Source organism: Streptomyces sp. bgisy100 (assembly GCF_057709105.1).
Window position 1 is genome coordinate 118483 of sequence record NZ_JBYITE010000015.1, and the last position, 12763, is coordinate 131245.

At 72.7% G+C, this 12763-nt stretch carries 10 protein-coding genes; 5 read left to right on the top strand and 5 right to left on the bottom strand.

From position 1 onward, the window contains the following. Positions 1-36: 36 nt before the first annotated feature. Positions 37-1461 (top strand): DUF2252 domain-containing protein, encoded by a 1425-nt coding sequence (locus tag AC3EQ1_RS13550; protein ID WP_432094565.1) that lies wholly within the window; start codon positions 37-39, stop codon positions 1459-1461. 172 nt (positions 1462-1633) lie between these two features. Here the strand turns inward: AC3EQ1_RS13550 and AC3EQ1_RS13555 are convergent, their stop codons facing one another. From AC3EQ1_RS13555 to AC3EQ1_RS13565, 3 genes are all read right to left on the bottom strand, one after another. After that, positions 1634-4396, bottom strand: a complete 2763-nt coding sequence (locus AC3EQ1_RS13555) for a winged helix-turn-helix domain-containing protein (RefSeq protein WP_432094566.1) — start codon at positions 4394-4396, stop codon at positions 1634-1636. Between the two features lie 254 nt (positions 4397-4650). Further along, entirely contained in the window at positions 4651-5601 is a 951-nt protein-coding gene (locus AC3EQ1_RS13560; protein ID WP_432094567.1) for a cyclase family protein, read from the bottom strand. 5 nt (positions 5602-5606) lie between these two features. Next, the gene (locus AC3EQ1_RS13565; protein ID WP_432094568.1) at positions 5607-7517 is read right to left on the bottom strand and encodes a glycoside hydrolase family 15 protein; all 1911 of its coding nucleotides are present in this window, start codon (positions 7515-7517) and stop codon (positions 5607-5609) included. Positions 7518-7836: 319 nt separating this feature from the next. Between AC3EQ1_RS13565 and AC3EQ1_RS13570 the strand changes: the two genes are divergently transcribed. The 3 genes from AC3EQ1_RS13570 (at position 7837) to AC3EQ1_RS13580 (ending at position 9943) form a co-directional block, all read left to right on the top strand. Continuing rightward, the gene (locus tag AC3EQ1_RS13570) at positions 7837-8295 is read left to right on the top strand and encodes a cyclic nucleotide-binding domain-containing protein (protein ID WP_432094569.1); all 459 of its coding nucleotides are present in this window, start codon (positions 7837-7839) and stop codon (positions 8293-8295) included. 269 nt (positions 8296-8564) lie between these two features. Further along, positions 8565-8999 (top strand): histone-like nucleoid-structuring protein Lsr2, encoded by a 435-nt coding sequence (locus AC3EQ1_RS13575; RefSeq protein ID WP_351511305.1) that lies wholly within the window; start codon positions 8565-8567, stop codon positions 8997-8999. A 314-nt stretch (positions 9000-9313) separates the two neighbouring features. Continuing rightward, positions 9314-9943 (top strand): hypothetical protein, encoded by a 630-nt coding sequence (locus tag AC3EQ1_RS13580; RefSeq protein ID WP_432094570.1) that lies wholly within the window; start codon positions 9314-9316, stop codon positions 9941-9943. A gap of 447 nt (positions 9944-10390) precedes the next feature. Here AC3EQ1_RS13580 and AC3EQ1_RS13585 read toward each other — a convergent pair whose 3' ends face one another. After that, complete coding sequence (locus tag AC3EQ1_RS13585; RefSeq protein ID WP_432094571.1) at positions 10391-11044, bottom strand: DUF4360 domain-containing protein; 654 nt, start codon at positions 11042-11044, stop codon at positions 10391-10393. Between the two features lie 626 nt (positions 11045-11670). Beyond that, complete coding sequence (locus tag AC3EQ1_RS13590) at positions 11671-11868, bottom strand: cold shock domain-containing protein (protein ID WP_432094572.1); 198 nt, start codon at positions 11866-11868, stop codon at positions 11671-11673. A 574-nt stretch (positions 11869-12442) separates the two neighbouring features. Between AC3EQ1_RS13590 and AC3EQ1_RS13595 the strand changes: the two genes are divergently transcribed. Next, on the top strand, positions 12443-12748 hold the full coding sequence (locus AC3EQ1_RS13595; RefSeq protein ID WP_432094573.1) for a hypothetical protein: 306 nt from the start codon (positions 12443-12445) through the stop codon (positions 12746-12748). Positions 12749-12763: the final 15 nt, after the last annotated feature.

Here is a 12763-nt window from a genome sequence, read left to right on the forward strand (position 1 = left end):
GGGCGTGGCCCGCGCCGGTACGTCAGGAGGTCCGCCATGTCCCAGCTCCAGGCCCCACCGAGCCAGACTCAGGCGCCGTTCCGGACCCCGCGCGAGCGCGCCGACGAGGGGAAGACGGCCCGCGGTCGCACGCCCCGATCCAGCCACGGAGAGTTCGAGCCGTCGCCGCGCCGCCCGGATCCGGTGGACATCATCGAACGGCAGTCGGCGACCCGGGTGCCGGAGCTGGTGCCCCTCCGGTACGGACGCATGCTGGAATCCCCGTTCCGCTTCTACCGGGGCGCAGCCGCGATCATGGCGTCCGACCTGGCGGACACGCCGGTGTCGGGCTTCACCACGCAGCTGTGCGGCGACGCCCACATGCTGAACTTCCGGCTGCTGGCCTCCCCCGAGCGGCACCTGATGTTCGACATCAACGACTTCGACGAGACACTGCCCGGCCCCTGGGAGTGGGACGTGAAACGGCTCGCGACCAGCCTGGTCATCGCCTGCCGCGAGAACGGCTGGGACGAGGCCGAACGCGCCGCGATCGTCCGGGCCGCCGTGGGCTCCTACCGGGAGCGCATGCGCTTCTTCGCGGACATGGGAAATCTCGATGTCTGGTACGCCCACGCCGACATGGACCAGATCCAGGCGATCCAGGCGGAGCAGCTGGACCGGGCCCACCGCAAGCGCCTCGCGCGCGCCCTCGACAAGGCCCGGTCCCACGACACGCTGCAGGCGTTCGAGAAGCTCACCCACGTCGTGGACGGCGAGCGCCGGATCGCCGCCGACCCGCCCCTGATCGTGCCGCTCACCGACCTGCTCCCGCAGGTGCAGCGGGAGATGCTGGAACAGGCGCTCCGCGAGCTGATCGAGCGGTACGGCCGCAGCCTCAGCTCCGACCACCGCACCCTGCTGGAGCAGTACCGGCTGGCCGACGTGGCCCGCAAGGTGGTGGGCGTCGGCAGCGTCGGCACCCGGTGCTGGCTGGTGCTGATGCTCGGCCGGGACGACCAGGACCCGCTGCTGCTCCAGGCCAAGGAGGCCGACGAGTCCGTCCTCGCCCCGCATGTGGGGGCCAGCGCCTACGACAACCAGGGTCAACGGGTCGTCGCCGGACAGCGGTTGATGCAGTCGGCCAGTGACATCTTCCTCGGCTGGCAGCGCGCCGAGGGCATCGACGGCCGGCAGCGGGACTTCTACGTCCGCCAGTTGCGGGACTGGAAGGGCATCGCCGAGCCCGCTTCGATGGCCCCCGAGATGCTGGGGCGGTTCGGCCGGCTCAGCGGTGCCACGCTGGCCCGGGCGCACGCGCGGTCCGGGGACCGGATCGCCATCGCCGCCTACCTGGGCCGCGGCGCCGTCTTCGACGAGGCCATGGTGCGGTTCGCCGAGAGCTATGCGGACCGCAACGAGCGCGATCATGCGGCGCTGGTGGAGGCGGTACGGACCGGCCGGGTCACGGCCCGCTCGGCGTGAGGGGCGTTCCGCACGCCTGCCGGCCTGCCCGGCAGCGCGGCCCGGCCGCCGCGCGCCCCGGCAAGGCACCCCGGACGGCCCGGCGCAGTGCGGGCCCGGCCGCCGCACGCCCAGGAAAGCGCCCCGGTATCCGCGCGTCGGAGCAGGTGCGGGTCGTCGGAGCAGGCGCGCGTCAGAGCAGACCGAGTGACCGGGCCCGCCGGACCGCCTCGCTGCGCCGGGAGGCGGACAGCTTGCGGTAGATGCTCTTGAGGTGTGTCTTCACGGTGTTCACCGAGAGACAGAGCTCCGCCGCGATCTCCTCGGTCGACAGCATTCCGGCGACCTGCGCCAGCACCTCGCGCTCCCGGTCGGTGAGCGACGCCACGATCACCGGTTCCGGCCCACTCCCGGCCTCCGGGAGCGCGCCGCCCCCCGCCGCCCCGACGGCCAGCCAGTCGTGCTCCTCGGCCGTCCCGGCCCCGTCCCGGAGCAGTCGGCCGACCCAGGGGCCGGAGTCGGTGAAGGGCCGCCGCAGCAGTTCGGGACGGGCGAGCCGCAGCGCCTGACCGAGCAACCGCCGCGCCGTCCGCGGCTCCTCGTCCAGTTCCGCCACCCGGGCCTGGAGCAGCCGGAGGCGGACGCGGTCCGCCGTACCCGCGCCCGGCGCGTCGGACAGCGCGGCCAGCAGCTCCCGCGCCCCGCTCGTGTCGCCCGCCGCCAGCCGGGCCCGGGCGAGCGCCGCGAGGCGCGCGGGGCGACCCGGTGCACCCGGTTCCAGGACGGCGACGGCCCGTTCCTGATGACCGGCGGCCAGATGCGCGGCGGACAGCGCGACGGCGGCCCGCTCCTCCAGCCAGGTCGGGGGAGCCGCTGCCGCATCGGTGCCCTCCCGGGGCAGACCTCCGGCCACCGCCTCGATGCCGCCGAGAGCCCCCCGGACGTCGCCGGTGGCCAGGTCGAGGCGGGAGCGGATGACGGCGCACTCGGTGCGCACCACCGGATCGAGCGGAGCGCCGAACTCCTCGGCGGCGAGCTGCAGATGGTGCTTGACGGCCGGCAGCTCATGGCGCTCAGAGGCGACACCGGCCAGTGCGAGATGGCCCGTTCCCCACGGGCGCAGCAGCGCGGGGCCGGTACGCCGCCCCGCCGCCAGCGCCTGCTGGGCGTGTGCCTCGGCCGCGGTCAGCGCGCCGCGCAGCGACTCGATCAGCGCGACCGCACCGAGTGCCGCATCGTGGAGCGGCCGGGTGACCGGGTCCGTGCAGCACTCCCGCAGTTCCCGGAAGGCGTGTTCGGCCTCGTCGAGCCGGCCGGCGCGCAGCCGGGCGGCCGCCACGCCGTACCGGGCCAGCGCCGGCAGCTCCGGATGCTCCGCCGCGCAGCGACCGGGCAGGTGCGCCAGCAGGTCCCGCACCTCGGCCGCGGCCCGGTCCGCCGCGGCGCAGCCGTCCCCGTCCGCCGTACCGCTCCCGGCCAGCAGCCCGAGCAGCGTCAGGGAGAGCCGCGGCGCCGGGGCCGCCGGGTCGTCGTCGGCCAACGTCCGCCGTGCGCGCTCCAGATGGGCCGGGCAGCCGGCGGCGTCGTCCCGGGCCAGGGCGCAGGCGGCTGCCACGAGATGGACGGCGGCCCCCGCGTCCGGGTCCGGGGCGACCGCGGGCCGGAGCCCGTTGAGTTCGTCGGCTCCGGCGCCCATCAGCAGACGGCCGACCGCGAGGTTGTCGACCAGGAACCCGGCCGCGAAGGCGAAGTCCCGGGCCGCCGCCGCGTGGGGGAGCGCGGCGTCCAGCTCTCCGGCGGCTGCGAGCCACCGGGCTGCCCGCCGGTGCAGCTCCGGCTCCAACGCCCCGTCGGCGAGCCGCAGGCGGGCCCGCAGCACCTCGGCGAACAACGGATGGCAGCGGTACCACCCCGTGCCGGTCTCCGCCTCGACGAACGCGTGGGCCCGGGCCAGCGCCGCCAGGGTGCGGGCCGCGTCGTCCCGGCCCGTCAGCTCGTCCGCCAGGCCGGGATGCACCCGCTCCAGCACACTGCTGCGCACCAGCAGGTCCCGGACCGGCGCGGGCTGCGGCGCGAGCACCTCCGCGGTGAGGTAGTCGGCCACCGCGTCGTGCCCCGCGGGGGAGCCGTACGGCGCGTCGCCCCGCTGCAGGGACAGCGCGGAGAACCGGAGCCCGGTGGCCCAGCCCCCGGTCCGCGCCGAGAGCGTCCGGACGCTGTCCGGCGACGGATCGAGCCCGTGGCGGCGCAGCAGCAGCGCCGTCTCGCGCGGCGTGAACGCCAGGTCCGCGCCGTCGATCTCGGTGAGCTGGCCCGCGACGCGGTGCCGGTGCAACGGAAGCAGCGGTTCCAGCCGGCTGACCAGCACCAGACGCAAGAGCGGCCCGGCGTGGCGCACCACGAACTCCAGACCCGCCGCCACCTCCCGGGAACGCACCTCGTCGAAGTCGTCGAGGACCAGCACCACCGGTTCGGGCAGCCGGGACAGGGCACAGGCGAGCCGGGTCAGCAACGACCGGTCGACATGATCCGCGTGCGTCGGGACACCGATGTCGTCACCCAGGGTGACGCTGTGGTGACGGAAGGCCTCCAGGGTGTAGGCCCAGAACACCCCCGGGGCGTTGTTGTCCGGTTCCGTGGTGAGCCACACCACCGGACCGGGCGGCTGCTCCTCGGCGGCCCAGGAGGCCACCAGCACGGTCTTGCCGGTCCCGGCGGGCCCGCTGACGAGCGTCACCGGCCCGGTGACACCCTCGGTGAGCCGGGTCAGCAGGCGTCGGCGCACCACATGGGTCCGCGGCGGCGGAGGAACGGCGAACCGGGCGCCGAGCAGCGGATCCCCGGTGGGCGTCCGGCTGCCGCCGCGTGCCGCACCGCCCGCGGGCGCCGTGCGGCGCGCACGGGACACGGGATTCTCGGGGGGTTCGTCGGACGCCGGGGATGTGCTCAGACGCATGATCACCACCGTGAGCGCTCGGCCGCCTTCTCGGTACGGCCGGCCGTGGCGGACGCTTGCGACAACGGTGTCGCCGCCGCCCATCGGCCGGTGCGCTTCCCCACCCGGGGGGTGAACACCATCAAAACCGACACCGGCCCCGGTCCGCCACTCGGAGCACACACGCCCCTACAGCTACAGCTACAGCTACAGCTACAGCCGCAGCCGCCAGGCTCACGTGCCGCGGGCCCGGCCCGGAGCGTCGCCCCTCACCGTCACAGCACGGCGATCGGATTGACCGGCGATCCGGTGGCCGCCGGCAGCCGCAGGGGGGCGATCGCGCAGAAGAACGACCACCGCCCCAGCTGCTCACAGAACGGCAGCAGGTCCTCGAACTGCAGATAGTCCAGCAGATGCAGCCCCATCGCATGGATGCCCAGCACATGGACCGGGAAGCCGACCCCCGGCACGGCGCTCGGGGCGGCGTCGCTGTTGCTGTCGCTGCCCAGCGCCGCCACCCGCCGTTCCGCCAGGAACCGCAGGGCCTCCGGGTGGAGTCCGGCCCGGGTCGCCGCGACGTCCCACGGCCCGAGCTCGTTGCGGCGCCGGCGGTGGCCGACCCGTACGAAGAGCAGGTCCCCCTCGCCGACGCGCACCTGCTGTGCGGCCTCGGCCGCCGCGAGCTCCCCCGCGGTCACCTGGTCGCCCGGCTCCAGCCACGGCACCCCGCGCAGCCGGGGGATGTCCAGCAGCACGCCCCGTCCGACGATGCCGTCGCGCGCCGCGTCGATGGAGAGTTCGCTCGCCCCGCCCGTCGTCACGGCCGTCGCCGGAACCCCGTTGTACAGCGTCGCGTCGTAGACCACATGGCACAGCGCGTCGATGTGGCTGTCGGCGTTGCCGTGGACGTTCATCGCGAAGCGGTCCAGGGCGAAGTGCAGCCCGGCCGGGCTCGCCCCGCTCTCCGGCGGGCTGGTCATCCGGTGGTCGCACGGCTCGGGGTTGTCGGCCGTCGGCTCGGTCCCGATGGGCGCCGCGAGTGTGACCGTGCGGCCGGTACGGATCTCCCCGGCCGCCGCGAGCAGCCGGGCCGGCGTCAGCTCCCCGAGGCCGCCGCGCCGGTCGTCCGGCCCCCGGCGCACCTCGTCGGCGAGCCGGCGCCGCAGGGCCTCGAAGGCGTCCCGGTCCAGCGGCGGTGCGGTGCCCGGCCCCGTTCGTGTCGTCATCGCGGTCACCCGGCGGGCCGCGCGGGATCGGACGGCTCGTCCACGGTGCGCGGCGGGATCCCCACCGCGACCGGCGGCGCGTTGTGCGCGGCCCGGGTCAGCGCCCGGTCGAGCGTGATGGCCGCGTCGATCAGCGCGAGGTGGGTGAAGGCCTGCGGGAAGTTCCCCAACTGCTCACCGGTCACGGCCACTTCCTCGGAGTACATCCCCAGGTGGTTGGTGTAGGTCAGCATCTTCTCGAAGACCAGTCGTGCCTGGTCGAGCCGTCCGGCCCGGGCGAGTGCGTCGACATAGCTGAACGTGCAGAGCGAGAAGGTGCCTTCGGAGCCCTGCAGCCCGTCGGGCGAGGCCGAAGGGTTGTACCGGTAGACCAGGCTGTCGGACACCAGCTCCTGGTCCATCGCGGCCAGCGTCGAGGTCCACATCGGGTCATGGGGTGCGATGAAGCCGACCGTGGACATCCGCAGCAGCGACGAGTCCAGCACATCGCTTCCGTAGTGCTGGACGAAGGCCTGCCGCTCGGGGTTCCAGCCGCGCTCCATGATCTCCGCGTAGATCTTGTCGCGCTCGGTGGTCCAGCTCGGCAGGTCGGCGGGCCGGCCGCGTTCCGCGGCGAGCCGCACCGCGCGGTCGAAGGCCACCCACGACATCAGACGGCCGTAGGTGAAGTCCTGGCGCCCTCCCCGGGTCTCCCAGATCCCCTCGTCCGGCTGGTCCCAGTGCTCGGTCAGCCAGTCCATGATGGTGCTGAGCGAGATCCAGCCCCGGTGGTCCAGCTGGATCCCGCGGCGGTCGGCGAAGGAGATGCTGTCCAGCGCCTCGCCGTAGATGTCGAGCTGCAGCTGGTCCGCCGCGCCGTTGCCGATCCGCACCGGCCGGGAACCGCGGTAGCCCTCCCAGTGGTCGAGCACCTCCTCGGTGAGGTCGGCGGAGCCGTCCACCCGGTACATGATGTTGAGGGGACTGCTCCGGCCGCCGGCCTGCTCCCGCACCCGGTCGCGCAGCCAGTTGATGAACGCGGCGGCCTCCTCGGTGAAGCCCAGCCCGAGCAGCGCGTACACCGAGAAGGACGCGTCGCGGATCCAGGTGTAGCGGTAGTCCCAGTTCCGTTCGCCGCCGAGCTGCTCCGGCAGGCCCGCGGTCGGGGCCGCCACCATCGCCCCGCTCGGCGCGTACGTCATCAGCTTCAGGGTGATCGCGGAGCGCTCCACGGCCTCCCGCCACCGCCCGATGTACTGCGAACGGCTGAGCCAGGTACGCCAGTACCGGACGGTGTCGTCGAACAGCTGCTGGAACTCGGCGGCGTGGATCTCCCGGGGCGGCCCGTCCGCGAAGGACTCCAGCACCACGCCGCGCTGCTGTCCCGCCTCCAGCGGCAGCACCGCATGGATGTCACCGCCCACCGAGCGCCCGTGGGCAGGCCGGGCGTCGTCCGGCTCCCGCACCGTGTGCAGGGTCAGTTCCATGCCGTTGCCGGTGAACACCGCCCCGTACTCGCTGACATGGAGCTCGTGGGGGCTGCGGCCGTAGTCGAACCGCGGCGCGATCTCGACCTTGAACTCCATCCGCCCGCGCACACAGCGCAGCATGCGCACCAGCCGGTGGTTCCGGGTGGCGGCCAGGCCACGGGAGACGGGCATGAAGTCCACCACCTCGCCCGCCCCCTCCTCCGTCATGAACCGGGTGATGAGAATGGCGGTGTTCGGGTGGTACAGCTGCTTGACGGAGTAGGCGCCCCTCGACGGGCTCACCCGGAAGTACCCCCCGCGCCCATGGTCCAGCAGCGCGCCGAAGACGCTCGGGGAGTCGAACCGGGGGCAGCAGAACCAGTCGATGCTGCCGTCGGTCGAGACCAGCGCGGCCGTCTGCAGATCGCCGATCAGGCCGTGGTCCGCGATGAGCGGGTAGTCGTCCATGGTGAACCCTTCCGGCCGGGCGGCGTCGGGGCGACGCGGAGTGCGACGGAACGCCAGCGTCGCAATCCGCCCGGGGGCCGGTCTTCACCCGCACCGGGTGAGGGGCCCTCCCGCCGTCACCCACCGGAACCGGGCGGACGCACCGGGTCTCCGTCGTCGGTGCGCCGCGGGGTACGGCGCGGTCGCGGTGGGCGACGGTGCGGCCGTCGGCGGGGTGGCGGACGATGGAGCCATGGGCAGGGGCCCAGTGGTTTCCGTCCGACGGCGCCATGGGCCCAGGGGCCCGGTGGATTCCGTCCGGCGGCAGTGAGGATTCCCGATGAGTGTCCCCACCGGAGTGCTGAGCAATATGTCGGACGCCCACCGGGAACGTCTGTTGGAGCTGGCGAGTGTCACGCTCATTCCGGCGGGGGTGCGGCTCTTCGAGGAGGGGAGCCGGGCCGACCGGTTCTGGGTCATTCGACGGGGCGGAGTGGCGCTCGATGTGCATGTCCCCGGCCGCCGCGCACCCGTCGTGGAAACACTGGGAGAAGGCGATCTGGTCGGCTGGTCCTGGCTCGCACCGCCCCGGCGCTGGCATCTCGGCGCCCAGACGCTGACCGAGGTCGAGGCCTTCGAGTTCGACGCGGAGGCGGTGACCGGCCTCTGCCGTGACGAGCCGGCGCTCGGACTCGAGCTGGTCACGGCGGTCGCCACGGTCATCGGGCACCGGCTCGCCGCATCGCGCAGACGCCTGCTGGACCTCTACGGACCGGCCGGCAGCGGGCCGTTGCTCTGACCGGCCCGCCGGAATGCGCCGGGCCGGAAGTCCGCCCGGTCACCCGGGGCAGGGTTCCGCGGCGACGGTCCTGAAGGGGTGTTCTTCAACTCCCGTACCGGTAAGCGCTTACGGGGCGGGAACGCACTCCGTTCCGCGTTCGTCCTTCCTCGGGAAGGTCACGATTTCTGCGGTCAGGTTCGTCGATGGCGGTGGCTTGTTCGTTCAACGGATGACAATATCGTCCACGAGCTCGCGATTTCCTGGGAATCGGAGCACCATCCTTCTTCATGCCGGAGGCGCCGGCCCGGGTCGGCGCCTCTCTCTATGCGGAGCAGATTCAGCAGCGGCAGGCAACGTCCATGGGCCTGCCGGAAAGGACCGACACAGTGGCACAGCGCGTGATCACCCTCATTACCGACGACATCAGTGGGGAGCAGGGCGACGACATTGCTACGCACGTTTTCAGCATTGACGGCATCAGTTACGAGATCGACCTCGGTGCCGACAACTACGACAAGCTCCTTGAGGCCATGGGGCCGTTCGTCAGCGCGGGCCGCAAGATTTCCGGCTCCCGTCGCGGCCAGGGCAAGCGCGCCCAGGCTTCCGGTTCGAAGCCCGACCCGGTGAAGGTCCGCGAGTGGGCCAAGGCCCAGGGCATCGAGGTCAGCATGCGCGGGCGCGTTCCGAAGGACGTCGTGGAGAAGTACGAAGCCGCCCACTGACGCGGCGGAGAGACGGAGCTCCCGGCCCCGGCGTGTGCCATTGCCGGGGGCTCCGTCCCGTTCGGTGCGAATACCCCGGGCCGGCGCGCGGAGGGCCTCCGGGAATTCCTGTTCCGCCGTCCCGCCATCCGGGGCTCATCCGGTCGTGGGACCGGGTGGGGTGTTGGGGTGGAATCGTGGGGAAAGCCAGCGCGGCTCACGCGCGCCGGTGGTCCGGCTGCGGAGGATCGGTTATCGCGAACATCACCGATCTCCATCCGGACCCTTGGGAGTAACCGATGCACCCCCGTCTTCCCCGGACTGCTCTGGCCGCCATGACCCTCGTCGGAGGGCTGGCCGTCGGCGCGCCGGCCGACGCCGCCGCGGCGGACCCCGTGCCGCCGGCCACGGCCCAGGCGAGCACCGCCCCGGCCGCCGCCTCCCCGGCGGACGTGGCCGGCGCCACGACTCCCACGGGCACCGCCCCGGCCGCCGCCACCCCGGCGGGGACGGCCGACGCCACGACTCCGGCCGCCGCCCAGGCGCCCGAAGCGAACTGCACCGTGCTGGTCAGCGACCTCGACGTGGACGTGAACGGGCGGACCGCCACCACCAAGGCGCACTGGGACGTGACCTGCCGGCAGCCCACCAACGTCACCGTCGAACTGCGGGTGTCCGCCCCGCACCGCTTCCAGCGGCCGACCAAGGGCACCTCCGGCACCCGGTTCACCGGCGATCTGTGGGCCGCCGGCACGGTCGACCCCAGCGAGCCCCGCCAGACCGCGCTCCTGACGATCCGCGAGAACGGCACCGTCGTCGGGGAGCAGATCCGCAAGTGCGCCAAGAGGACCGACGGCACCGACTCCTGCTACCAGGCCGTCGGCAACGACGCCCTGATGGAGATGGCCGGGGAAGCCGCCGCTTCCCCGGCCATCGCCATGTCCGGACTCCCGGACGCCGAGTGACGGCAGGCGCGTCAGGTGCCGTCAGTGCCTGACGCGCCCCGTGCGTCGCCCGCCGCCGGTGCAGCACCGGGGCTGAAAATCGGCGGTTGAACCGCCCTGTGCGGATCACTCGACAGTCAGTGCTCCATGGCAGTGGGAGCACGGGCACCGGCAGAACTGGGGCGAACGGCTGTCAGTGCCTCCCGGGTGGACGGCCGCTGCCGTGGGGAGCGGCGGCCGTCACCACTCACCCCCGCCGGACGCCGTCGAGCGCCCGCCCCCGTCACGCGCCCGTGCCCGTCCCGCGCCCGCATGCATCCCGAACCCGGGGCGCGAAGCCCGGTCCCGGCCCCGTACGGCACCGCCGGACCGGGACGCGGCCGCCGGACGCACCGCCCGCGGCCGCGCCCCGTTGGGTCGGGACTGCCGCTCCGCCGCGCCGGCGCAGGTGGGCCGGTACGGAGCGGATCAGTTCTCCGGGCACTCCTTCCAAGCCAGCCGGTAGACCGTGTTGACGCTCGCGTCCGTCGAGTCCATCGCCATGAAGCTCGTCGTCTTCTGCGGGTTCGACGTCCCCGCGTTCACCCGCAGTTCGGTGTTGATGTTGAAGTTGCGCCGCTCACCGCAGGGAGCCCAGACCAGCGCATGGATGTCCGTCACGTCGGACGTCTGCCAGTCGTCGTTCAGTGGCCCGGTGAACGTATGTCTCGCATCCGTGGTCTGTGGTGACCCCTGGAAGTAGTAATTCGCCTTCTGCAGACCCGTCGCGCCGCGTTCCAGATGGGCGAAGCCGCGGTAGTCGGCCGCGGCTATCGCATAGGTGAAGCCCTGCGGAACGTGAACCCTCAGATTGAGCTGACAGTTCTTCCGGAACGCGGTGGGATCCGCACCCACTCCCACCTTCGCCATGTAGTCGCTGTAGGTCACGGTGAACGCCGTGTTGTCGGGAGCGACGGCCACGGCCGCTGTGCCCTCGGGACACCCGGAACCGTTGACGGTGGCGAGCTCGACGACGATCTTGTCGGGCGGAACCGGAAGCGTCGGAGCGGGGCTTGCCTGGAACGAGAGGGGCGAGGCGAGCAAGGCCGCCATCGCGCTTCCGGTGATCGCCATGCTGGGCATGGGGAATCCTCCTGACCGTGGTGGTGGGCGCGGTGGTCCGCGCGGGCCGAGTTGGCGGCGCCATGTCACCACAGGCGATTGCCGGTGTACATGGCGTGATCGGAGGAGGGGGTGGCCGGGAGGGGAAGCCAGCTTCTTTCCGGTCGGCCGCGCAACGGCCGAAACCCATGACCGGTACCTCCGGTTCCGGCGCCGGAGCGGAGGTACGGCGGGCCCGGCCCGGGGAGATGGGGCCCTCCGGACCCCATCTCCCCGGAAGGCCGCGGGAAGCCGGCGGAGTGCGGTGCGGAATCCGGCCATCGGCGTTCTGTGTGGGACGCAAGTTTTGGCCGATGTGCATGAGTGCCCGGGTGCCGGTGAGAACTGGCCGGAGCTGTGTACCGGAAGCGCGCCGGAGGCCTTGCCGCCACGCCCGCCGACCGTGATGCGGAGGACTCCTGCCCGCAGTGGCCGGCGGTGCGCGCCGCGATCGTGCCGTTCGGCCCCGTCGGCCTCCCCGGGCTCGGCGCCCGGACAGCCGCCCGGCAGGGGCTGCCCGCCCTCGGGTGCCGTCCGGCGACGAACTCCGGTCCCTGCCACCGGTGCGGACCGCCGCCACCGGGAAGCAGCCGTCGCACGGGGCGTTCTCAGCCGTCGAGAAGACGGATGTTGTCCGCTCTGCGGCCGTCCGCATCCAGGGTGATGTCGAATACGACGCGGTCGCCGGCCTTCAATAACCGGTCACCGCCTCGTTGCGCGACGACGCAGTACTGAACCGCCACTTCGGCCTCGCAGCCGTCGGGCACAATGGCGCCGAATTGTCCGGCGTTGTCGAACCACTTCACGATCCCCTGGGGCATGGGCGTCCATTTCTGGTGAGCCGGTCGTGCGGTGCACGCCGCGGTGGCCCGCGGGGCCGGTTGCCGCGCGGGGCCGCCGCCGGGATCTCCCGAAACCGGCGGCGGATACGAGTCGAGAGTCGCCGGCACCCCGATTCGGTTTCTTCCCGGCGGGCGATTCACACGCGCGGCTGAATCCCCGGCCCCCGCCCTTGAGCCCGCGATCGAAGTCCCGCATGCTGACGGGGCCCTTCGCAGGATCCCTCAACTCCTGCGTGCCGGACCGTCCTGCCGCTGCAGGGGATTCGGGAGCGGCCGAGTGGCCGACAGGGGCGGCCGGAAGACCGGATGACGGCCGGCCGACGGCTTCCGCTCATTTCTCGGGCTCCACCGACGGCGCCGGTACGCAGCCGCCGGTACACAGTGCGGATCGTTCGGAACGAGATTTATTACGCCGTTGGGATGGCCTTGTACGGCGCCTGGCGCAAATAGCTGAGCGACGGTTAGTCCCCGCCATGGGCGGCGGTAATACTCGATTCGTTCTTCCATCCGGAGAAGAACCGAGAACGGAGAGAGACACATGCGCACATCCATCAAGGCGTCCGTGCTGGCGATTGCCGCCGTCGCGGCCCTCGGCGTCTCCGCCACCACCGCGACCGCCCACGAGCGTCACGCCAAGGACGGCGACCTCCAGGCCAACGTCTGCGGCAACACCGACCAGACCGCCTTCGCGTACGACTACTCCGCCCTGGCCGACGTCCACCAGGAGGCGGAAGGCCCGGTCTTCTGCCAGAACGGCGAGAACAACACCGCCATCAACTACGCACCCGAGACCAGCCTGATCTACCTCGGCGACCTCGACCTCGGCGCCCTGCCGGTCCTCTGAGGCTTCTCGCCCCGG

Coding starts and splice junctions, on each gene's coding strand:
- AC3EQ1_RS13575 (WP_351511305.1), top strand. CDS start 8,565: ATGCCGGAGGCGCCGGCCCGGGTCGGCGCCTCTCTCTATGCGGAGCAG.
- AC3EQ1_RS13560 (WP_432094567.1), bottom strand. CDS start 5,601: ATGACGACACGAACGGGGCCGGGCACCGCACCGCCGCTGGACCGGGAC.
- AC3EQ1_RS13555 (WP_432094566.1), bottom strand. CDS start 4,396: ATGCGTCTGAGCACATCCCCGGCGTCCGACGAACCCCCCGAGAATCCC.
- AC3EQ1_RS13580 (WP_432094570.1), top strand. CDS start 9,314: ATGACCCTCGTCGGAGGGCTGGCCGTCGGCGCGCCGGCCGACGCCGCC.
- AC3EQ1_RS13585 (WP_432094571.1), bottom strand. CDS start 11,044: ATGCCCAGCATGGCGATCACCGGAAGCGCGATGGCGGCCTTGCTCGCC.
- AC3EQ1_RS13550 (WP_432094565.1), top strand. CDS start 37: ATGTCCCAGCTCCAGGCCCCACCGAGCCAGACTCAGGCGCCGTTCCGG.
- AC3EQ1_RS13595 (WP_432094573.1), top strand. CDS start 12,443: ATGCGCACATCCATCAAGGCGTCCGTGCTGGCGATTGCCGCCGTCGCG.
- AC3EQ1_RS13570 (WP_432094569.1), top strand. CDS start 7,837: ATGAGTGTCCCCACCGGAGTGCTGAGCAATATGTCGGACGCCCACCGG.
- AC3EQ1_RS13565 (WP_432094568.1), bottom strand. CDS start 7,517: ATGGACGACTACCCGCTCATCGCGGACCACGGCCTGATCGGCGATCTG.